Source organism: Rhizobium sp. KDH_Rht_773_N, assembly GCF_052946295.1.
The window spans coordinates 3175597-3196064 of record NZ_CM129525.1 but is presented as its reverse complement, the minus strand read 5'-3'; the positions used below and the strand labels follow the sequence as shown (position 1 = coordinate 3196064).

Genomic DNA, 20468 nt, shown 5'->3' with positions numbered 1-20468 from the left:
CGAATCGCATGGAAAGACCGGAACTGCCGATCGGCCTGCCCGAAGACATCGAGGACAAGAAGACCGCCGCCCGAACATGGTTCGAAGGGTTGCGCGACACGATCTGCGCGTCCTTCGAGGCGCTGGAGGATGAACTCGAAGGCCCCCTCTCCGATCAGGAGCCCGGCCGTTTCGTCGCCAAGGACTGGTCGCGGGACAACGGAGCCGGCGGCGGTGGCCGCATGTCGATGATGGAGGGCCGCGTTTTCGAGAAAGTCGGCGTGCACACCTCCACCGTCTTCGGCGAATTCGCACCGGATTTCCGCAGGCAGATCCCCGGCGCCGCCGAGGATCCGCGCTTCTGGGCGTCAGGCATTTCGCTGATCGCCCACCCCGTCAATCCCAACGTGCCTGCCGTTCACATGAACACCCGCATGGTCGTCACCACCAGCCGCTGGTTCGGCGGCGGCGCCGACCTGACCCCGGTGCTCGACCGCCGCCGCACGCAGGAGGACGAGGATACGCAGCTCTTCCACAAGGCCATGGAAATCACCTGCCGCAACCATGCGGTCGCCGATTACGATGCCTACAAGAAATGGTGCGACGACTATTTCTTCCTCAAGCATCGCAACGAGGCGCGCGGCGTCGGCGGCATCTTCTACGACTGGCTGCATTCCAGCGAGGAGGCCGGCGGCTGGAATGCCGATTTCGCCTTCACGCGCGATGTCGGCCGGGCCTTTTCCATGGTCTATCCGAAGATCGTCCGCTCGAACTTCAACAAGGAGTGGACCGAGGCAGACCGTGACGAACAATTGATTCGCCGTGGCCGCTATGTCGAGTTTAATCTGCTCTATGACCGTGGGACGATCTTCGGCCTGAAAACCGGCGGCAATGTCGAATCCATTCTCTCTTCCCTGCCGCCTGTCGTGCGCTGGCCCTGAGCCGCGAGAGCCTGCTGATAAATTTGAAACACTATTCCGGTAAAATCGCGTTGAAAGGCCTTCATCAGAACTGAGTGCGTCCTAAATCAGAACCTGTGCGTTACAATCGGAGGAGGATTGTCATGACGGTACAAAGCGGCTCGCCTGCTTCTGCAGATATCCAGGAAACGTCCCGCGCGATCGAGGCGCCCGAGTTTCTAACGCGCATCGCCGAAGGCTTGAGAGCGAAAAGCGGCTCCGATCTGCCGCTCTCATGCTTTGTCGAGCAGGTTAAATTGCAGCTTGCGGGCGGCAAGACTCCGGAAGAACTTCAAGAGCAGGCAACAGGTGCTGCCAACAGCAACAGGCCTGCCCAGCTTTCGGACACTTACCTGGCCTGGGCAATGCCCCACCAGTAAACAGAGCCTTTCGGCCGACATCCAGGTCGGCCGAAGCTTTCTCCCCGGAACCTTCTCCATTGCCGCACATTCCTCAATCGCGCGAAAGCGCGATGGTTTTGCATTTCAGAGACAGGAGAAGACCATGCGACTTTTCGAATGCGGTACGCTCGTTCCCGGATGCGATTGGCACACCAGAGCCGACAACGACGCTGAAGTCGTTCGCCGCGCCGTCGAACATATGAGGACTGCCCACGGCGAAACGATCATTCGCGAAAACATGGTGGACAATATCAAGGCCCGCATCCGCGACGAAGCGAACGCGGCCTGATTTCAACCTGCAATCTCCGTAAGCCGGGCGAGCAACGCCGCCCGGTCGGAGACGAAATTCTCTTCCACCCACTGGTTTTCCAGGGTCGACAGGATTTCGCCGACCTTCGGGCCGGCCGGTATGCCTGCGGCCATCACATCGGCGCCGTTCAGCGGAAACTGCGGCTTCTTCCAGAGGCGCGCATGGTCCAGAAGCTTCGAAAGCCGCGCCGAACGGCTCATCTCGTCGAAGCTGCCGCCCTCTGCCTTGCCCCGCGCGACACCGAGCGCCAGCTTCAGCCGCACGACGATGCCCTCGGTGCCGTTTCGATAAAGCAGCCGCTCGAACCCGGCCGTCGAAATCTCGTCATTGACCGGTGCTGCCTTGGCCCAGGCCTTGAAATAGGCCGCTTCCGCATTCGAAAGCTTCAGGCGCGCCGCAAGCGCCTCGAGCCGCGCCGCATCCGGCGGGACGATGGCCGCGAGCCGCAGCAGGGGATCGGGCGCCCAGCCGAGCGCCTTCTCGGTGGCGACGAGCGCCGGAATTGCGTCGATGCCCCATTTTTCCGTTTCCGGCAGGATTTCCGTGAGCACCGCGACTTGCCGCATCCATAGCAGCGCCCGGCCGGGATCATCGGCGGCAAGCAGCTTGCGCAGTTCGGACCAGACCCGTTCGGCCGACAATGTCTTCAGCTTCGACCTTGCTGCCGACGACGCTTTCAGCCCTTCCGCATCGGGCCGGCCGGAACCGTACCAGGCAAAGAAACGGAAGAAGCGCAGGATGCGCAGATAATCTTCAGCGATCCGCGTCGCCGCATCGCCGATAAAGCGGATGTTGCGCTTCTCGATATCGCCAAGCCCGCCGACCAGATCGATCACCTCGCCGCTGGCATCGGCATAGAGCGCATTGATGGTGAGATCGCGCCGTTCCGCATCGGTCTGCCAGTCCGTGCTGAAGGCAACCTTGGCGCGGCGCCCGTCCGTCTCCACGTCGGTGCGCAGCGTCGTCACCTCGAAGGGCCTGCCGTCGATGACGAGGGTCACGGTGCCATGGTCGATGCCTGTCGGGACCGCCTTGATGCCGGCCGCCGCCGCCCGTTCTGTCACCGCGTCGGGCAGAAGCGTCGTGGCGATATCGATATCGGCGACCGCAAGCCCCATCAGGCTGTTGCGCACGGCGCCGCCCACCACGCGCCCCTCCCCGCCATCGGCGTTGAGCAGCGCAAAAACCCGGCCGAGCGCCGGGTCCTGAAACCATGCCTGGTCGGCGACTGAGGTCATGCATAGAGCCTTTCGTAGAGCGTGCGGACGATGCCGGCGGTGATGCCCCAGATCATCCGCGTTTCATAGGGCATGCGGTAGAAATGCCGGTCGATGCCATCGACCATGCGCTTGTCGCGCGTATGGTTGGCGGGGTTCATCAGGAAGGAAAGCGGCACTTCGAACACGTCGTCCACTTCGACCGGATTGAGCTGCAGCGAAAACCCGCGCCGCACGACACCGAGAACCGGCGTAATGCGAAAGCCCGTGGACGAGAGGTAATTCGGCAGCCGCCCGACCGTTTCCACGAACTGGCCGGCAAGTCCGATTTCCTCTTCGGTTTCGCGGATCGCCGCCATTTCCGCAGACAGGTCGTCGGGATCGATCGAGCCGCCCGGAAAGGCGATCTGGCCGGAATGCTTGCGCAGCGTCGATGTCCGCTGGGTGAAGATCACCTTGGCCTCGTCGCCGTCGTCGACCACCGGCACCAGCACCGCCGCGTCCCGCAATTTCAGCGTCTCGACGAAAGCCACGATATCGGGATTGAGCACATGATCGCCATGGTCGCGCCAGGCGTGATCGACGGGCGCACCGACCTGGTGGAGCGCGCGGCGGCGGAACTCGGCTGCCGAAAACGGCGGATAGGACGTGCTGATCGCGTCACTCATCGGGAAGCTGCTTCCAATTCGTCGGCCGGCATGATCGGAAACGTCTCGCCGCCCGAACGGATGACGAACATGTCGCGGCCGGCGATCGCGGCCACCTCGCCGAGTTCGACCAGTTCGTACATCACGGCGCGTGACACCAGGGCTTCAAGCCGGCCCCGCACATGCAGGTAGGGCTTCAGTTCGCTGTCCTTCCCGTGATCGGGAAAGCGCAGCGGATGATCTCTGCCGGCCTCTATGACATCGCCGACATTGGTGCGGAAGGTCAGAACCTGGTGCCCGTCCCGCGTGCTGGCATTCATCTCGACGGCCACAAAGGGCGCGTCGACGACCCGGATGCCGACCTTTTCCACAGGAGTTACGAGATAGGTCCTGCCGTCGTCGTCCCTGCGCAAAACGGTGGAAAAGAGCTGGACCAAAGGCATCCGGCCGATCGGCGTGCCCATGTAGAACCATGTGCCGTCCGCCCGGATTTCCATGTCGATATCGCCGCAAAAGGGCGGATTCCACTTTTCGACAGGCGGCAATCCGCGTTTTTTGCCGGATTTCGCCTCGGAAGCGCGCGAAATCAGCGCGGCAAGCCCCGCTGCATCCGCCATCTGCTTCATTTCCTCGGCTGCCATTCTTCCGTCCCGGTTTGCTCTTAACAAAATCAAGTCACGAGATAGTCATTTGAAACAAACTTGTCAGCCCGCAACATCTTCATAACTGTATCGGGTATGAGGCACGCCTATTAAAGTCAGACGATTCGCAGCCGAATGATTTCAGCCGTTGGAGATGCCCATGGGTATGATCAAGACCGAAGCCAGCCTCGATGAACAGGCGATTGTCGCCGCCGCAGAAAGAGCGCTATCCGATATCGCCGCCATCCGTGCGGAAGTCTCCAAGGTTATCTTCGGTCAGGAAAGCGTGGTTGAAAACACGCTTCTCGCCGTTCTCTCCGGTGGTCATGCCCTGCTCGTCGGTGTTCCCGGCCTCGCCAAGACAAGGCTGGTGACGACGCTCGGCGAAGTTCTCGGCCTTGCCGCCAACCGCATCCAGTTCACCCCCGACCTGATGCCATCGGATATTCTCGGCTCCGAAGTCATGGACCAGGACGAAAGCGGCCGCCGCTCTTTCCGCTTCGTCAAGGGTCCGGTCTTTGCCCAGCTTCTGATGGCCGACGAAATCAACCGCGCCTCCCCGCGCACCCAGTCGGCGCTTCTGCAGGCGATGCAGGAATATCATATCACCATTGCCGGCCAGCATTTTGACCTGCCCTCGCCCTTCCACGTTCTGGCGACACAGAACCCGCTGGAGCAGGAAGGCACCTATCCGCTTCCCGAAGCCCAGCTCGACCGCTTCCTGCTGCAGGTCGACGTCCACTATCCCGAGCTTGCCGCCGAGCGCCAGATCCTGCTGGAAACCACGGGCCTGACCGAAGCCAGGCCCCAGCCGGTCATCGATGCCGCGCGCCTGTCGGAAATCCAGACGCTCGTGCGCCAGATGCCGGTCAGCGATACTGTCGTCGATGCCATTCTTTCGCTGGTGCGCTCCGCCCGTCCCGGCCAGGGCAACGCCTCCACGGACAAGCATGTCGCCTGGGGTCCCGGCCCGCGCGCCGGCCAGGCGATGATGCTCTGCGCCCGCGCCCGCGCCCTCTACGAAGGCCGTCTGGCGCCCTCGCTCGACGATATCTACGCGCTGGCCGAACCGGTTCTGGAGCACCGCATGGCATTGACCTTCGCCGCCCGCGCCGAGGGCATGTCGGTACGCGACGTGATCGCCGGACTGGTCAGGCAGGCAAAGGGATAAGGAAGCGCAGCGCGTGGCATCCATCGGACAGATCGTCAACCCGACGTCAGGCAATGATGCCCTTTCCCGCGCAAGGCAGCGGGCTGCCCTCGTGCCGGATTGCCTGGTCGAAGCCAGGCGCATCGCCAACACCGTCATTGCCGGCTGGCACGGCCGCCGCAAGCGCGGCATCGGCGAGAATTTCTGGCAGTTCCGTCCCTATAGCGAGGGCGAGAGCCTCTCGCGCATCGACTGGCGCCGCTCCGCCCGCGACGACCATACCTATGTGCGCGACCGCGAATGGGAAGCCGCCCACACGATCTGGCTCTGGGCCGACATGTCGCCCTCGATGATGTACAAGTCGAGCTATGGCAGCGTGTCGAAGGAAAGCCGGGCGCTGGTCGTCATGCTGGCGCTTGCCGAAATCCTCGCCCGCTCCGGCGAGCGCATCGGCTGCCCCGGCGTGATGGAGCCGATCTCCGCCCGCAACGCGGCCGAAAGGCTCGCAGCCGCCCTGATGCATACGCCGCTCACCGGTGGCCTGCCCGAAACCGTAATGGTGCGCGGCTGGAGCGATCTCATCCTCATCGGTGATTTTCTCGATGACGCCTCTGCCATCATGGCCCGCCTCGGCCCGCTTGCCCGTCGCGGGCTGCGCGGCCATGTGGTCGAGATCGCCGATCCGGCCGAGGAAATCTTCCCCTATAACGGCCGCACCGAATTCACCGACCCGGAAACCGGCGAAAGGCTGACCTCCGGCCGGGCCGAGGCACTGCGCGAAGACTATCGCAACGCCTATCTTGCCCGGCGCGAAAGTCTCGGCCAGTCGCTGCGCCATCTCGGCTGGACCTTCGTCAGCCACCGCACCGATCATCTCGCCTCCGAAGCGCTGGTCGCCGTCCATATGTATCTTTCCGGCATGCCGGCAAAGGCAACGCATGGAGGACAGTTTTGAGCGCGCTTCCCTTCGCTTTCGCCTATCCCGCCATCCTCGGCGCGCTGATTGCCCTTCCCGTCATCTGGTGGCTGCTGCGGCTCACCCCGCCGCGCCCGCAGGCGGAGGTCTTCCCGCCGCTGAAAATCCTCGCGACCGTGCTGAAACGCGAGGAAACGCCGGCGCAAAGCCCCTGGTGGCTGACGCTGCTGCGCATGCTGCTTGCGGCCGCCGTCATCCTGGCGATCGCCGATCCTGTCTTCAATCCGCGCACGAGTTCGCTCGCGTCCGGCGGCCCGCTCGTTCTCTTCATCGACAATAGCTGGGCTTCGGCCCCCGATTGGGAGCGCCGCGTTCAGACGGCGGACGCGCTGATCGACGATGCCGAATCCGCAGGCGCCATCGTCTCGATCGCCTTTAGCGCCGATCCGAGCAACGACGCCACACCCGGCACAGCCTCGGCCGCCCGCGAAAAGCTGCGCGCCGCCGAACCCAAGCCGCTCGTGCCGGATCGCCAGCGGGCCTTCGAGGCCCTGCGTGCAGCACTCGACGGCACCCGCCCCGGCACGCTTGCCTTCCTGACCGACGGCGCGGCCAGCAGCGATACCGACGGCATCGTCCGCCAGCTCTCCGACCTCCAGCCCGCCGAACTGCGCGTGATCGAAGGCGATGCGGCCCAGACGATCGCAATCTCGGGCGCCGCCAATACGGCGGATGCGATGACGGTCAAAGTGACCCGCCTCGGCTCCAGCGGTGCAGCCTCCGTCCCGCTCAACGCGCAGGACGCCCAGGGCCGCGTGATCGCCACCGGCAGGGCCGATTTCGCGCCGGGCCAGACAGCCGTCAATGCCGGCATTTCCGCCCCCTTCGAGATGCGCAACGATTTTGCCCGCGTCAGCATCAATACCGGCGCCACGGCAGGCGCGGTGCATCTGCTCGACGACGCTTTCAAGCGCCGCAGGGTCGTGCTTCTGTCGGGCGAAAGCGGCGACGAGTTCCAGCCGCTTCTGTCCCCGCTCTACTACATCCAGCGGGCGCTCGAGCCCTATGCGGATCTCGTGCGGCCGACCGATGCCAATCTTTCTGTCGCCATCCCGAAGCTGCTCGCCAACAACCCCTCGGTCATCATCATGGCCGATATCGGCCGCCTGCCGGAGGATACCTACGCGCCCTTGCAGCGCTGGATATCGAATGGCGGCATGTTGTTGCGCTTTGCCGGCCCGCGCCTTGCCGCCGCACCGGCCGACGATCCGCTGATCCCGGTCATCCTGCGCCAGGGCGAACGTGCGCTTGGCGGCAGCCTGTCGTGGAGCGAGCCGCAGGCGCTCGCCGATTTCCCGGCCTTCGGCCCCTTTGCCGGCATTCCGCGCCCGACCGACGTGACGATCAACCGTCAGGTCCTGGCGGAACCGACGCCCGATCTTGCCGAGCGCACCTGGGCCAGCCTTGCCGACGGCACGCCGCTCGTGACCATGAACAGGATGAATGCCGGCCAGATCGTGCTCTTCCATGTGAGCGCCGAAGCAACCTGGTCGAACCTGCCGATCTCGGGTACCTTCGTCGAAATGCTGCGCCACCTCGTCCAGATCTCGCGTTCCGGCGGTGTGACATCGGAATCGTCGGGCAGTGTGCGCGTTGCCGAAACCCTGCCGCCCTTCCGCATGCTGACGGCCAAGGGCACTCTCATCACCGAGACCGGCAATGCCCGTCCGCTGATCCCGAACGCCAAGGCCGCACCCGTTGCCAATTTCGACAATCCGCCGGGCCTTTACGGCTCCGAAGACGGCTTTGCGGCGCTGAACGTCCTGCCCGACAATGCCGAATTGAAGCGGCTCGACATGACTGGCGTCAATGTCGTGCGCGCCGGCCTCGTCGGCGGCGAAAGCTGGTCGGCCAAGCCGCTGCTCTTCTTCGTCGCCTTCCTGCTGTTGCTGGCCGACAGCCTGATCGTGCTCTTCATGAACGGCGCCTTCTCCCGGATGCGGCCGCGCGCCCGCACCCTGGCAACGATCGCCATTGCGCTTTCGGCGGGCCTCATGCTGCGGCCGGACCTCCTGCATGCCGACGATACCCAGCCCGGTGACGACATCATCATGCAGCGGCTGGACAATACCCATCTCGCCTATGTCGTGACCGGCGAGCAGGATGTGGACGATATTTCCGAAGAGGGGCTCAACGGCCTCACGAGGTTCCTGACCTACCGCACGACGCTGGAGCCGGCCCCGCCCGTCGGCCTCGACCTCAACAAGGACGAGCTCTCTTTCTACCCGATCATCTACTGGCCGATTTCGGCAGCCGCCCCGATGCCGTCCAACGCCGCCATCAGCCGTATCGACGCCTATATGCGCAATGGCGGAACGGTGCTTTTCGATACGCGCGACCAGATCGACTCGCTCGAAGGCGGCAGCGACACGACCGCCAACGGCCAGCGCCTGCAGCAGATCCTCGCCAATCTGGATATTCCGCCGCTGGAACCCGTCCCGCACGACCATGTGCTGACCAAGTCCTTCTATCTGCTGTCCAGCTTCCCCGGCCGCTACGCCGGCAGCCCGCTCTGGATCGAGGCGCGTCAAGGCAGCCAGAACCAGAACAACGCCAACAGGCCGGCCGCCGCCGCAGACGGCGTCTCGCCGATCCTGATCACCGCAAACGATTTTGCCGGCGCCTGGGCCGTTGACGACAATGACACGCCGCTGCTGCCGACCGTGCCGCCGGACGAAACGCAGCGCGAATATGCCTTCCGCGCCGGTGTCAACATCATGATGTACATGCTGACCGGCAACTACAAGACGGACCAGGTCCACGTGCCCGACCTGCTCGAACGGCTGGGGCAGTGACATGACCCTCGATTATTCGCCCTTCCTGCCCTGGCCCTATCTCACGGTACTGACCGGCATCGTGCTTCTGATTGCCGCCTTCGCGATCTGGCGCGGCATCCGCGGCGCGTGGGTGCGCACGCTCGCAGCGCTCGCCCTGCTCGCGGCACTCGCCAACCCGGTCCTGCTGCAGGAAGACCGCGACCAGCTTTCGACCATCGTCCCCGTCATCGTCGACCGCAGCCAGAGCCAGCAGACGGCCGACCGCATGACGATGACGGACGAGGCGCTTGCCTCGCTGAAAACGCAGCTTTCGCGTTTCCCGCAGATCGAGCCGCGTTTCGTCGACGTGAACGAAGATCGCAATTCCGACATGCCCTCGACCCGCCTCTTCGAGGCCCTGTCCGCTTCGATCGCCGATGTACCGCCCTCGCGCGTCGGCGGCGCGATCATGCTGACGGACGGCGAGGTGCATGATGTGCCCGGCGTCAATCAGGCGCTCGGCTTCGACGCGCCGATCCATGGCCTTATCACCGGCAAGCCGAACGAGTTCGACCGCCGCATCGAGGTTATCAAGGCGCCCCGCTTCGGCATCGTCAACGAAGAGCAGCAGCTCGTCCTGCGCGTCTTCGACGACGGCCCGAGCCCCGGCGGCCTGGCAAATGTTACGGTGCGCCTGAACGGCGACGAGATCGCCTCCCTGCAGGCGACACCCGGCCAGGATACGCCCTTCTCCTTCAAGGTGACGCGCGGCGGCCCGAACGTGCTGGAATTTTCCGTCGCCGGCATTTCCGGCGAAGTGACAGATGCCAATAACCGCGCCGTGCACATCATCGACGGCATCCGCCAGAACCTGCGCGTCCTTCTGGTCTCTGGCGAGCCGCATGCCGGCGAGCGCGCCTGGCGCAATCTCCTGAAGTCCGACGCCTCCGTCGATCTCGTGCATTTCACCATCCTGCGGCCACCGGAAAAACAGGACGGCACGCCGATCAACGAGCTGTCGCTGATCGCCTTCCCCACCCGAGAGCTCTTCGTCGACAAGATCAAGGATTTCGACCTGATCATCTTCGACCGCTATCAGGACCGCGCCAACGTGCTGCCGATGCTCTACTACGACAACATCGCGCAATATGTGGAAAATGGCGGCGCGCTGCTGATCGCCGCCGGTCCCGAACATGCAAGCCCGGAATCGATCGCCATGACGCCGCTCGCCTCCGTGCTGCCGGCGGAGCCGACCGGCCGGATGATCGAGCAGGCCTTTTATCCCCGTCTTTCCGAACAGGGCCGCAAACACCCCGTCACCCGCGGGCTGGACGGCTCCGGCGACGAACCGCCGCATTGGGGCCGCTGGTTCCGCAGCGTCGATGTCGACCGGCCGCAGGGCCAGACGGTCATGGTCGGCGCCGATAACCATCCGCTGCTGGTATTGAACCGTGCCGGCCAGGGCCGTGTCGCCATGCTGCTCTCCGATCAGGGCTGGCTCTGGGCGCGCGGCTTTGAAGGTGGCGGCCCGCATGTATCGCTCTATCGCCGCATCGCCCACTGGCTGATGAAGGAGCCGGCGCTGGAGGAAGAGGCCCTGACGGCGCGCACCTCCGGCCGCACGCTGGAAATCACCCGCCAGACCATCGGCGACGCACCGGGCGACGCAGTCGTGCGCTATCCCTCGGGCAAGATCGAGAACCTGCCGCTGACGCAGACCGAGCCCGGCCTCTACAAGGCCGAAAAGCGCATGGACGAAATCGGCCTCTTCGAAATCCGCAACGGCGACCTGACGACGCTTGCCCATGTCGGCGCCGTCGATGCTCCGGAGTTCAAGGCGATGATTTCGACGACATCGGCACTGAAGCCCATCACCGACAAGACCCGCGGGCTTGTCACCCGTGTCGTCAACAGCGCGGGCGCCATCTCGGTTCCGCCGATCCTGCCGGTGCGCGGCCAGGTGCGCGTGGCCGACACCGACCGCATGGCGATCCGCATGACCAATGAGACTGTATTGAAGGGCATCAACACCTTGCCCCTCTTTGCGGGCTTCGCCGGTGTCGGCATCCTGCTGCTTGCCTTCGGCGCCATGTGGTGGCGTGAAGGACGCTGACGATGCCTGAGTTCGAGCTCACCGCCTCCCCCTCGCCGGAAGAGCTCGCCGTCATCACCGATGGCCTGACGGCTTTCAACACGGCCGATGTCGGTCCGTCCGAACGCCAGCCGCTTGCCGTGCTGATCCGCGATACCGACGGAAAGGTCTCCGGCGGCCTGTCCGGCTTTACCGCATGGGGCTGGCTCTTCGTCCAGATGCTCTACATTCCCGACATGCTGCGCGGCAGCGGCATGGCCGGCAAGATCCTTGCGAAGGCGGAGGAGGAAGCCGCCGCCCGCGGCTGCCGCGGCGCCTGGATCGATACGTTCAATCCGCACGCGCTCAGCGCCTACCAGCGCCAGGGTTATGAGGTCTTCGGCGAATTGCCGGATTTCCCGGAAGGGCGGACGCGGACTTTTCTCAGGAAGATATTGTGATCATTTCCGCCAGGCGATCTTGCCCTTCAGCCGCGCATGGGCATCTTCCGCGATCGGCACGACAAGCACGCGGCCCGGATCGACGGGGCCGGGAAACGTCAGGGCGCCATAGGCGACCTTTTCGAAGCCGAGCGGGCAGTAATAGGGTGGATCGCCGACGAGGATGACGGCTTCCGAACCCTTGCGTCTGGCGGCCTCGACCGCGATGCGCACCAGTTCCCGGCCGATGCCCCTGCTCTTGTGCGATGGCCGCACGGCGAGCGGTCCGAGCAGATGGCCCTTCACCGTTCCCGCCAGAACCGGCGTCATCCTGACCGAAGCGATCGTCTCGCCGTCATCGGCACAGATGAAGGAGAGCGAAAGGTCGTGCGGACCCTGCTCGCGGATACGTGCCGCGGCACGCGTGTGCCGGCCGGGGCCGAATGCTTCTTCGTTGATGAGTTCGATAGCGGCGTCGTGAGACGCATCCTCGGTGAGGTAGACGAGATCGTGCTTGTACATGAGCATGGGAACAGAGACCGGATAGACGCAGATATATGGGTTCGCGAACACGCCGTCAGGCGTTCGGGAGCATCAGCGTCGTCGCAGGCCTCTGAGAATAGACATCAAGCAGGATTCCAGAATTTTGTGAGGAAGGCGGATAGCAGGAAAAATTTCCGCCGTCCATCGCAAAAATTCGGCCGGGAATGACCCGACCGAGACGCAGTGTTCAATCTTTGCCCGCCTGCAAAAAGTCTCGTCCTGCGATATCTATGCGGCAACGATCAATTTCAGAGGTAAAAAGCATGGGCATGCTGGTGGATGGCGTCTGGCATGACGTCTGGTACGACACGAAGGAAACGAAGGGCCATTTCAAGCGCCAGCCCTCGCAGTTCCGCAACTGGATCACGGCCGACGGCGAGGCCGGCCCGAGCGGCAAAGGCGGCTTCAAGGCAGAAGCCGGCCGCTATCACCTCTATGTCTCTCTCGCCTGCCCCTGGGCGCATCGCACGCTGATCTTCCGCAAGCTGAAGAAGCTCGAAGAGCTGATCTCGGTTTCGGTCGTCGATCCGCTGATGGTGGAAAACGGCTGGGAGTTCAAAGTCGGCGACGGCGCCACCGGCGACCAGCTCTTCGGCTCCGGGTTTCTCTGGGAAATCTATGTGAAGGCCGATCCGCACTATTCCGGCCGCGTGACCGTTCCCGTGCTGTGGGACAAGAAGACGAACACGATCGTCAACAACGAGTCGGCTGAAATCATCCGCATGTTCAACAGCGCCTTCAACCACCTGACGGGCTCGACGGCGGATTACTACCCGGAAGAGCTGCGGGCCGGCATCGATGCGCTGAACGACGTCGTCTATGACACCGTCAACAACGGTGTCTACAAGGCAGGCTTTGCCACCACGCAATCGGCCTACGAGGAAAATGTCGTCAAGCTCTTCGAAACGCTGGACATGCTCGATGAGCGTCTGGCCAAGGGCCGTTACCTTTTCGGCGATCGCCAGACCGAGGCCGACTGGCGGCTCTTCACCACGCTGGTGCGTTTCGACCCGGTCTATGTCGGTCACTTCAAATGCAACATCCGCCGCATCGAGGACTACCGCAATCTGCCGGGCTACCTGCGTGACCTCTACCAGACGCCGGGCGTCGCCGAGACGGTAAACCTGCGCCACATGAAGGAGCACTATTACCGCAGCCACAAGACCATCAACCCGACGGGCATCGTACCCGTCGGTCCGGCGCTCGATCTCGACCGGCCGCACGGCCGCGATAAGCTCGCAGCTGCCGCCTGAGCCTCACCAGTAATGTGCCGGCTCCGCCTCGCCGCGGAGTTCGGCCAGCCTTCGCAGCGTCGCTTCGGTCGTCTCCGCCGGCAGATTGTCGATCTCGAAGAAGCCGCTCTCGGCGATTTCCCAGTCGGGTGGCCGCGGCGCTGTCTGTTCCACGATAGCGCGGTAGAAGACCACATGGTCGCGCCGGGTGATATTGGTGTTGAAATAGACGTGAAAGAGCTGCGGCTTGCCGACGATCCTGAGATTGCCCTCCTCCCGCAATTCCTTGATCAGCGCTTCCTCTGCCGTCTCGTTGCGCTCCAGCCCGCCGCCCGGCATGTGCCAGCCGCCGGTATAGCCGTGCCGAACGAGAAAGAGGCGTCCCTGCCCGTCGAAACAGGCTGCCCGGACCCCGATCGTCATACCGCGCACGAGGGAAAAATACACATGCAGCAACCGCAACAACACTTTCGTGTGAAGGGGCCATCTTTGTTTGTCTGCCATGGGTTCTTTCAGGTTCTCATCGCGCGGATGTGTTTGAATTGTAAATAAGCTGGTCTATGTGTCGTTGCATGTTCAAGCTCGCGCATATCTCAGACGTCCATCTCGGACCCCTGCCCCGCCTTTCCATTCACGAACTTTTCTCAAAACGCATTACGGGCTTTGTGAACTGGCACCGCAACCGGCGCAAGCATCTTTTCGGCAGCACGCTCGATCTGCTGCTGGACGATATCCGCTCCCATAAGGCCGATCATCTGGCCGTGACCGGCGACCTCGTCAACCTCGCAAGCGGCATCGAGATCCGCACGGCCGCAGCCTGGCTGCACGAACTCGGCGATCCCGCCGCCACCTCGGTCGTACCCGGCAACCATGACGCCTATGTGCCGGGCGCCTACGAGAAGTCGATGCGCGCCTGGTACGATTACGTGCGCGGCGACCTTGCTCCGCCGGAATGGGAGGAAGACCGGCACATTTTCCCCTACCTTCGCATCCGCGACAAGGTCGCAATCGTCGGCTGCTCGACCGCCGTCGCCACGCCGCCTTTTGCGGCCTCCGGCTTTTTCGGCGCGCGCCAGGCCCGCGAGACGGTCAACATGCTGCGCGCGGCCGGCGAAGCCGGCCTTTTCCGCGTCGTCATGATCCACCATCCGCCGATCCGCGGCGCGACCTCTTTCTACAAGCGCATGATCGGCATCCGCCGTTTCGCCGCCGTCGTTTCGACCGGCGGAGCCGAACTCGTGCTGCACGGCCATACTCATCTCAACACCCTCCACTGGCTGCGCGGACAGACTGGCCCGGTGCCGGTCGTCGGCATCGCCTCGGCCTCGCAGGGACCGGGCGGCATCAAGCCTCCCGCCGCTTACAATCTCTTCTCCATTTCCGGTTCTCCCGGTGCCTGGGAAGTGAAGGGCGAACGTTTCAGCATCAATGACACAGGCGATGGCATGAAACGGGAAAGCGCAGATATTTTCGCACTTTAGCGGCGGTTTCGGAATCAATTCCGGCAGTCGTTGAATCACTATGTGAAGAGCGTTCGCCAGCCTCGCCGGCATCAGCAATAAAGGCCCGCGGGGCTCTTGGTATTTTTAGGCGTCGGCGTACAATTCAGCAACCGCAGCGCTTCAAAACGGAGTACGCCCGATGACTTCTTCTCTTCATCGACTGTGCAGACTTTCGCTTGTTTCCGTCTTTGCTCTCGGTCTGGCTACGTCCGCCTTCGCGGTCGGAGGCGGGAATGACGACACCTCCCCGCCGCAGAAAACCCAGACGACCAAGACCTGCACCAAGGGCAAGGTGTGGGATGCAAAGAAGAAGGAATGCGTCGACCCGAAGAAGCAGAGCTTCAACGATGACGATCTCTTCAATTTCGCCCGCGAATTCGCCTATGCCGGTCAGTACGAGAACGCCATCACGGTGCTCAATCTCGCCAGGAACCAGAACGATCCGCGCATCCTGAACTATCTCGGTTACGCCAATCGCAAGGCCGGCCGCATGGAACTCGGCATGTCCTACTACAGGAAGGCCCTGCAGCAGGACGAGAATTACATCCTCGCCCGCTCCTACATGGGCATGGCGCTTGCCGAGCAGGGCGACATTCAGGGCGCCCGCGTCCAGCTCGTCGAGATCCGCGATCGCGGCGGCGAAAATACCTGGGCCTATCGCGCTCTGCTGCAGAGCCTGAACGGCTACAGGACATATTGAGACAAGCTCCGCGGGATATGGTGCGGAAATCCCCTGGGAAGGGATGGATGAATTGAACCCCGCGCTTGCGAAATACAGGCGACTTGCTCCATAAAAGCCGCCTGCATGGCCGGGGTGCATACGAAGCAGCTATGAATTTCGGCCAATGTGAATGCTTCTTGGAAAGACCATGCGCCAACCCGCAGCCACCACCGATATCCGGCGTGATCTCGTCGGTCTCCTGCCCCGCCTCCGCCGCTTTGCCATCACGCTCGCGGGAGAGACGGCTGCGGCCGACGAACTGGTTCAGGCGGTCTGTCTGCGCGCCATTTCCAGGGGCAATCAGTGGAACGGCGAAGGCCGGCTGGAAAGCTGGATCTATACGCTGGCCCGCCAGCAATGGGCGGAAGACAGCCGCAAGCGCAAGCCGCGTCCGGTGGCCCGAGGCAACGTGACCGATATCCGCGACGCCATTCGCGACCGCACGGCTGCCGTCGATACCGACGCCCTGCACCGCATGCTCGCTGAAATGCCCGAGGGCGTCGCCAGCATCTTCCTGCTGATCGACGTGGAAGGCCACAGCTACCAGCAGGCCTCCGAAATCATGGGCATCGCCATCGGCAACATTGCCGGTCAGCTTGCGACGGCGCGACTCCATTTCGCCGCATTGTCCGGCCACAATCCGCCCGTCCACAGGTACTGACTGATTTGCTCGATTTCAAAAAACAGCCGCTCGAAGCCCAGCTCGCCGCCCTCCTCGACGGCGAAACCACGCCGGAACAGAAGCTGGAACTGGAAAGCCGGCTGGCAACGGACGAAAACGCCCGCAAGATCTACGACAAACTGCGCCACGGCGTCGATTTCGGCCGGCGCAAGCTGGACGACATGCTGAAAGAGCCCGTTCCGCTGGCACTTGTCCGTTCCATCAAGAGCACGCAACCGCCGAAGACGCCGATCGCCCAGCGCAACGCGCGCCCGCAGCTCAAGCTCGCGCCGAACGGCCGCCAGGCGCTTGCGGCCGCCCTCATTCTCTTCGTCGTCGGCGGTGGCATCGGCTATTTCATCGGCAATGCACCTGATGCGGACGAGGCCGCGCCGGTCGCAGCGAGCCCGCAGGTCAACACCAATGACTGGCTGGGGGACGTCACGGCCTTCCAGCGGCTGCTCGTGCGCCAGCCGCGTCATCTTGTCGAGGTGCCGGCCTCGCAGGCCGAAGAAATTTCCTCCTGGCTGACGACCGCAATCGGCGTTCCGTTCCGCGTGCCGGATCTTTCCGCCGAATCCTGGACCTTCCAGGGCGCCCGCGTGATCCTTGGCGACAACCGCCCCGTCGGCCAGCTCGTTTATTCCAATACCGATGGTGACATTATCTCGATCTGTTTCCGCAAGGATGCGCAGCCCCCGGAAACGGAGGACTTCAAGGAGACGATCCGTGACGAGATCGGCCTCGTGACCTGGCACAATGCGGGCACGTCCTATGTACTGGCCGGCCCCTCCGCCGAAGCCACGCTCGGCCAGCTCGCCATGGAAATCGCCGCCGCCATCTGACGGTCAGGGCACCAGAACGACTTTTCCGCTGACCCGCCGCTCCTCGAGCGCACGATGTGCCCTTGCGGCCTCATCAAGCGAAAACCGGCCGCCATGCACGATTTTCAGCGCGCCCGATGCGGCAAGATCGAAGAGGATGCCGAGATCAGCTCTCCATCTGTCCGCCGCAATCAGCGGCAGGAGTGAAAAGCCCTTCAGCGACTGGTTGATATCCAGCATCGAGCGAATCGCGGAAAGCTCCAGCGAGAACCGGCCCATAGCCGCAAACAGCATTTCGCCGGCGGGAGCAAGTGCAGCCGCAGACGCCCGCGCGATCTCACCGCCGACCGTCTCGTAGATGACATCGGCTCCCTGCCCTCCAGTCCTCGCCCTGACAGCGCCCGCCCACTCTGCGGCGGTGTAATCGACGGCGAGGTCGGCGCCGAGTGAGAGCGCGGACTGCCGCTTCGCTTCACTGCCGGCTGCGGCAATGACCATGCCTGCCCCCTCGAACCTGGCGAGCTGCAGCAACAGAGACCCAACCCCACCGGCGGCAGCATTGACAAGCACCACTTTTTCCTTCGGCGGGCTGCGACGCACCATGTGCAGCGCCGTCAGGCCCTGCACCATTAGCGCCGTCGCATCCGCAAAGGAAAGGCCATCCGGCAGACGCATTGCCGCTGCGGCTTCCGCAGCCACATATTCCGCATATCCGCCGAAGCCACGCCCGATTGCAAAGAGCGGCACGGCGACGCGTGCGCCAATCAGCGACGGATCGGTATCCGTCCCCAGTTCCTCCACGATTCCAGCCACTTCCACACCGGGAAAGGCAGGCAACGGCGGAGAGACGGCATAACGATCCGCCCGCATCAGAACCTCGAAGAAATTGACGCCGGCGGCATGGACACGCACAAGCACCTCTCCGCGCCCGGGCTTCGGGATCGGCACTTCTACGGTTTCGAGAACGTCAGGCGGACCGAAGCGGCGGAACTGGACGAGTTTCATGACAGACCTCACGTTTGATGGCGTGAAGCAGGCTGTAGCACTCGATTTACGGATCAAAATACACACATATCAGTGCCATACCCACCAGGAGGTGACCATGCCCGAGCCCATGAAAAGATTGCCAAGACTGCCTGTGGAACGGGCCTTGAAGGTCATTTCCGGGCGATGGAAGCCCGTGATCCTCTATCATGTCTTCTCAGGACCGAAGCGGCTTTCGCAGCTCAAGCGCATGATGCCCGAGATCACCCAGAAGGTGCTGATCCAGCAATTGCGGGAGATGGAAGAGCACGGGCTCATACGCCGGGAAATCTTTGCGGAAGTGCCGGCACGGGTGGAGTATACGGCAACCGAACTCGGGCTCGGGCTGGAACCGATCCTCCTTGCTCTCTGCCGGTGGGGACAAAACCACGCGCAAGCACAGGGCGAGCTCGATGAACTCGCCGATTGCATTGTCAGGCCGCGCCACCCCGAGGCGATCGCGGCCTGATCAGAATGTTCAGGCCTTGCCGGCCTTCACCTCGAGCACGCGGTTGGCAGCCGACACGATCGCTTCGAGCGATGCGGCGACGATGTTGGTGTTGATGCCCGCACCGAAAAGCTTTCCGCCCGGATAGGATGTCTCGACATAGGAGATGGCGGCGGCATTCGAGCCGTGCTGCAGCGAGTGCTCCGAATAATCCTCGACCGACATCTCGATGCCGAGATAGTGCGACAGCGCATTGATGAAGCCGTCGATCGGGCCGTTGCCGCGGCCTTCGATACGCTTGATCTCGCCCCTGTCGGTAATCTCGGCCGCCACGATCCGCTGCCCCTTGTGCTCCGTATCGGGATAGGTGTGGTGGTCGACGAACTTGAGGCGGGCGCCCGGCTGGGTCACGTAACGCTCGATGAAACGGTCGTGGATACGCTTGGAGGGAAGCTCCTTGCCCTCTTCGTCGGTGATGCGCTGGATGTCCTCGCGGAATTCGACCTGCAGGTTGCGCGGCAGGTTGAGCCCGTAATCCTGCTGCAGGATATAGGCGATGCCGCCCTTGCCCGACTGCGAATTGATGCGGATGATCGCCTCGTAGGAACGGCCGACATCGCGCGGGTCGATCGGCAGGTAGGGCACTTCCCAGACCGGATGGTTGGCGACCTGCGCCGCCTTCATGCCCTTGTTGATCGCGTCCTGATGCGAGCCGGAGAAAGCCGTATAGACCAGTTCGCCCACATAGGGGTGACGCTCGGCGATCGCCATCTGGTTGGAATATTCGAACACTTCCTTGATGCGCTCGATGTTGGAGCAGTCGATTTCCGGATCGACGCCCTGCGTGAACATGTTGAGCGCCATGGTGACGACATCGACATTGCCGGTGCGCTCGCCATTGCCGAAGAGCGTGCCTTCGACACGGTCGGCGCCTGCCAGCAGCGCCAGCTCGGCCGCGGCAATACCGGTGCCGCGGTCATTATGCGGATGCAGCGAGATGATCAGGTTTTCCCTGTTGTCGAGGTTGCGGCACATCCATTCGATCTGGTCGGCATAGACGTTCGGCGTCGCCATTTCGACGGTCGAGGGCAGGTTGATGATGAGCTTGTTGTCGGGCGTCGGCTTTACGACCTCGATGACGGCATTGCAGATTTCCAGCGCCACATCCAGCTCGGTGCCGGTAAAGCTTTCCGGCGAATATTCGAAACGGTAGCCGCCGCCGGCCTTGGCCGCCATGTCGGTAATCATCTTGGCGGCATCGACAGCGATCTGCTTGATGCCCTGCACATCCTTGCCGAAGACCACGCGGCGCTGCAGTTCGCTGGTGGAATTGTAGAAATGCACGATCGGCCGGTTGGCGCCCTGCAATGCCTCGAAGGTGCGCGTGATCAGCTCGGGGCGGCACTGCACCAGCACCTGCAACGATACGTCGTCGGGCACGTTGCCCTCTTCCACGCACCAGCGGGCAAAATCGAAATCGGTCTGCGAGGCCGACGGGAAACCGATCTCGATTTCCTTGAAGCCCATTTCCAAGAGCAGGTGGAACATGCGCGCCTTGCGGTCATGGCCCATCGGATCGACGAGCGCCTGGTTGCCGTCGCGCAGGTCGACGGAGCACCAGATCGGCGCCTTGGTGATGGTCTTGGTCGGCCAGGTGCGGTCAGGAATATTCACCTGCGGATAGGGCCGGTATTTGACGGCGGCGTCGGGCATGCCCTTGGCGCCTGCGGAGGATCGGCTGGTGTTCGTGTCCATAGTCTTGTCTCCTCGTCCCGGCATTTGCCCCGCCTCTTAGCCGATCATATCTGGCTTGGCGACAGCAAATGCGGACCTTTGATCGGTCGTTTGGTCAATTTTGAAAGTGAGTCGCGAGGAGCGATGGCCGGGCGGGCTTTCGGCCGCCGGGCGCTCCTCAAAGGACCCGGCAACCGCGCGTAAGGCCGAGGAGAAGAAGCGAGGTAAGGGCG

At 63.2% G+C, this 20468-nt stretch carries 20 protein-coding genes and 1 pseudogene; 14 read left to right on the top strand and 7 right to left on the bottom strand.

Annotated elements, in window-relative coordinates:
• The first annotated feature begins 8 nt into the window (after window positions 1-8).
• From hemF to ACU8HS_RS15755, 3 genes are all read left to right on the top strand, one after another.
• The gene (gene hemF, locus ACU8HS_RS15765) at window positions 9-920 is read left to right on the top strand and encodes an oxygen-dependent coproporphyrinogen oxidase (protein ID WP_447014674.1); all 912 of its coding nucleotides are present in this window, start codon (window positions 9-11) and stop codon (window positions 918-920) included.
• 122 nt (window positions 921-1042) lie between these two features.
• Entirely contained in the window at window positions 1043-1318 is a 276-nt protein-coding gene (locus tag ACU8HS_RS15760) for a hypothetical protein (RefSeq protein ID WP_112563242.1), read from the top strand.
• A gap of 124 nt (window positions 1319-1442) precedes the next feature.
• Complete coding sequence (locus ACU8HS_RS15755; protein ID WP_112563244.1) at window positions 1443-1628, top strand: DUF1059 domain-containing protein; 186 nt, start codon at window positions 1443-1445, stop codon at window positions 1626-1628.
• A gap of 2 nt (window positions 1629-1630) precedes the next feature.
• Here ACU8HS_RS15755 and ACU8HS_RS15750 read toward each other — a convergent pair whose 3' ends face one another.
• From ACU8HS_RS15750 to ACU8HS_RS15740, 3 genes are read right to left on the bottom strand one after another with little or no spacing between them, the layout of a single operon-like run.
• Entirely contained in the window at window positions 1631-2887 is a 1257-nt protein-coding gene (locus tag ACU8HS_RS15750; RefSeq protein WP_112563246.1) for a CCA tRNA nucleotidyltransferase, read from the bottom strand.
• Entirely contained in the window at window positions 2884-3534 is a 651-nt protein-coding gene (locus ACU8HS_RS15745; RefSeq protein ID WP_447014673.1) for a CoA pyrophosphatase, read from the bottom strand. Before ACU8HS_RS15745 ends, ACU8HS_RS15750 begins: the two co-directional genes overlap by 4 nt.
• Window positions 3531-4154 carry a DUF1285 domain-containing protein gene (locus tag ACU8HS_RS15740; RefSeq protein WP_112563250.1) on the bottom strand — a complete coding sequence of 208 codons (624 nt, stop codon included), beginning with the start codon at window positions 4152-4154 and terminating at the stop codon, window positions 3531-3533. The genes ACU8HS_RS15745 and ACU8HS_RS15740 overlap by 4 nt, the downstream gene beginning before the upstream one ends.
• 160 nt (window positions 4155-4314) lie before the next feature.
• Between ACU8HS_RS15740 and ACU8HS_RS15735 the strand changes: the two genes are divergently transcribed.
• Genes ACU8HS_RS15735 through ACU8HS_RS15715 form a run of 5 tightly spaced genes read left to right on the top strand, consistent with a single transcriptional unit; the run spans window position 4315 to window position 11568 of the window.
• Complete coding sequence (locus tag ACU8HS_RS15735) at window positions 4315-5325, top strand: AAA family ATPase (RefSeq protein ID WP_112703944.1); 1011 nt, start codon at window positions 4315-4317, stop codon at window positions 5323-5325.
• Window positions 5326-5338: 13 nt separating this feature from the next.
• Window positions 5339-6259, top strand: coding sequence for a DUF58 domain-containing protein (locus ACU8HS_RS15730; protein WP_112703945.1), 921 nt, complete (start codon window positions 5339-5341; stop codon window positions 6257-6259).
• On the top strand, window positions 6256-9075 hold the full coding sequence (locus ACU8HS_RS15725) for a DUF4159 domain-containing protein (protein WP_113496901.1): 2820 nt from the start codon (window positions 6256-6258) through the stop codon (window positions 9073-9075). The genes ACU8HS_RS15730 and ACU8HS_RS15725 overlap by 4 nt, the downstream gene beginning before the upstream one ends.
• 1 nt (window position 9076) lies before the next feature.
• Window positions 9077-11149: a hypothetical protein gene (locus ACU8HS_RS15720; protein WP_447014672.1), complete on the top strand. Its 2073-nt coding sequence runs from the start codon at window positions 9077-9079 to the stop codon at window positions 11147-11149.
• Between the two features lie 2 nt (window positions 11150-11151).
• The gene (locus tag ACU8HS_RS15715) at window positions 11152-11568 is read left to right on the top strand and encodes a GNAT family N-acetyltransferase (RefSeq protein ID WP_112563260.1); all 417 of its coding nucleotides are present in this window, start codon (window positions 11152-11154) and stop codon (window positions 11566-11568) included.
• Here ACU8HS_RS15715 and ACU8HS_RS15710 read toward each other — a convergent pair.
• Window positions 11569-12142: pseudogene (locus tag ACU8HS_RS15710) on the bottom strand (GNAT family N-acetyltransferase).
• A 211-nt stretch (window positions 12143-12353) separates the two neighbouring features.
• Between ACU8HS_RS15710 and ACU8HS_RS15705 the strand changes: the two are divergent.
• The gene (locus ACU8HS_RS15705) at window positions 12354-13343 is read left to right on the top strand and encodes a glutathione S-transferase family protein (RefSeq protein WP_447014671.1); all 990 of its coding nucleotides are present in this window, start codon (window positions 12354-12356) and stop codon (window positions 13341-13343) included.
• A gap of 3 nt (window positions 13344-13346) precedes the next feature.
• Here ACU8HS_RS15705 and ACU8HS_RS15700 read toward each other — a convergent pair whose 3' ends face one another.
• Complete coding sequence (locus ACU8HS_RS15700; RefSeq protein WP_112703949.1) at window positions 13347-13826, bottom strand: NUDIX domain-containing protein; 480 nt, start codon at window positions 13824-13826, stop codon at window positions 13347-13349.
• A 68-nt stretch (window positions 13827-13894) separates the two neighbouring features.
• On the opposite strand from ACU8HS_RS15700, the gene ACU8HS_RS15695 reads away from it, so the two are divergent.
• From ACU8HS_RS15695 to ACU8HS_RS15680, 4 genes are all read left to right on the top strand, one after another.
• On the top strand, window positions 13895-14803 hold the full coding sequence (locus ACU8HS_RS15695) for a metallophosphoesterase family protein (RefSeq protein ID WP_447014670.1): 909 nt from the start codon (window positions 13895-13897) through the stop codon (window positions 14801-14803).
• Between the two features lie 160 nt (window positions 14804-14963).
• Window positions 14964-15524: a hypothetical protein gene (locus ACU8HS_RS15690; RefSeq protein ID WP_112756002.1), complete on the top strand. Its 561-nt coding sequence runs from the start codon at window positions 14964-14966 to the stop codon at window positions 15522-15524.
• 169 nt (window positions 15525-15693) lie between these two features.
• A complete protein-coding gene (locus ACU8HS_RS15685; protein ID WP_112703951.1) occupies window positions 15694-16206 on the top strand; it encodes an RNA polymerase sigma factor in 513 nt (170 codons plus the stop codon).
• Window positions 16207-16211: 5 nt separating this feature from the next.
• On the top strand, window positions 16212-17051 hold the full coding sequence (locus tag ACU8HS_RS15680) for an anti-sigma factor family protein (protein ID WP_112756000.1): 840 nt from the start codon (window positions 16212-16214) through the stop codon (window positions 17049-17051).
• Between the two features lie 3 nt (window positions 17052-17054).
• Here ACU8HS_RS15680 and ACU8HS_RS15675 read toward each other — a convergent pair whose 3' ends face one another.
• A complete protein-coding gene (locus ACU8HS_RS15675; protein WP_113412145.1) occupies window positions 17055-18035 on the bottom strand; it encodes a zinc-binding dehydrogenase in 981 nt (326 codons plus the stop codon).
• Between the two features lie 97 nt (window positions 18036-18132).
• Between ACU8HS_RS15675 and ACU8HS_RS15670 the strand changes: the two genes are divergently transcribed.
• Entirely contained in the window at window positions 18133-18522 is a 390-nt protein-coding gene (locus ACU8HS_RS15670) for a winged helix-turn-helix transcriptional regulator (RefSeq protein ID WP_112563406.1), read from the top strand.
• Window positions 18523-18531: 9 nt separating this feature from the next.
• Here the strand turns inward: ACU8HS_RS15670 and leuA are convergent, their stop codons facing one another.
• Window positions 18532-20256, bottom strand: a complete 1725-nt coding sequence (gene leuA / locus ACU8HS_RS15665; RefSeq protein WP_112563276.1) for a 2-isopropylmalate synthase — start codon at window positions 20254-20256, stop codon at window positions 18532-18534.
• Window positions 20257-20468 lie beyond the last annotated feature (212 nt).

Bases quoted from the DNA above. Each gene is read 5' to 3' on its own strand.
- hemF (WP_447014674.1), top strand. From the start codon at position 9: ATGGAAAGACCGGAACTGCCGATCGGCCTGCCCGAAGACATCGAGGAC.
- ACU8HS_RS15760 (WP_112563242.1), top strand. From the start codon at position 1,043: ATGACGGTACAAAGCGGCTCGCCTGCTTCTGCAGATATCCAGGAAACG.
- ACU8HS_RS15755 (WP_112563244.1), top strand. From the start codon at position 1,443: ATGCGACTTTTCGAATGCGGTACGCTCGTTCCCGGATGCGATTGGCAC.
- ACU8HS_RS15750 (WP_112563246.1), bottom strand. From the start codon at position 2,887: ATGACCTCAGTCGCCGACCAGGCATGGTTTCAGGACCCGGCGCTCGGC.
- ACU8HS_RS15745 (WP_447014673.1), bottom strand. From the start codon at position 3,534: ATGAGTGACGCGATCAGCACGTCCTATCCGCCGTTTTCGGCAGCCGAG.
- ACU8HS_RS15740 (WP_112563250.1), bottom strand. From the start codon at position 4,154: ATGGCAGCCGAGGAAATGAAGCAGATGGCGGATGCAGCGGGGCTTGCC.
- ACU8HS_RS15735 (WP_112703944.1), top strand. From the start codon at position 4,315: ATGGGTATGATCAAGACCGAAGCCAGCCTCGATGAACAGGCGATTGTC.
- ACU8HS_RS15720 (WP_447014672.1), top strand. From the start codon at position 9,077: ATGACCCTCGATTATTCGCCCTTCCTGCCCTGGCCCTATCTCACGGTA.
- ACU8HS_RS15715 (WP_112563260.1), top strand. From the start codon at position 11,152: ATGCCTGAGTTCGAGCTCACCGCCTCCCCCTCGCCGGAAGAGCTCGCC.
- ACU8HS_RS15705 (WP_447014671.1), top strand. From the start codon at position 12,354: ATGGGCATGCTGGTGGATGGCGTCTGGCATGACGTCTGGTACGACACG.
- ACU8HS_RS15700 (WP_112703949.1), bottom strand. From the start codon at position 13,826: ATGGCAGACAAACAAAGATGGCCCCTTCACACGAAAGTGTTGTTGCGG.
- ACU8HS_RS15695 (WP_447014670.1), top strand. From the start codon at position 13,895: ATGTTCAAGCTCGCGCATATCTCAGACGTCCATCTCGGACCCCTGCCC.
- ACU8HS_RS15690 (WP_112756002.1), top strand. From the start codon at position 14,964: ATGACTTCTTCTCTTCATCGACTGTGCAGACTTTCGCTTGTTTCCGTC.
- ACU8HS_RS15685 (WP_112703951.1), top strand. From the start codon at position 15,694: ATGCGCCAACCCGCAGCCACCACCGATATCCGGCGTGATCTCGTCGGT.
- ACU8HS_RS15675 (WP_113412145.1), bottom strand. From the start codon at position 18,035: ATGAAACTCGTCCAGTTCCGCCGCTTCGGTCCGCCTGACGTTCTCGAA.
- ACU8HS_RS15670 (WP_112563406.1), top strand. From the start codon at position 18,133: ATGCCCGAGCCCATGAAAAGATTGCCAAGACTGCCTGTGGAACGGGCC.
- leuA (WP_112563276.1), bottom strand. From the start codon at position 20,256: ATGGACACGAACACCAGCCGATCCTCCGCAGGCGCCAAGGGCATGCCC.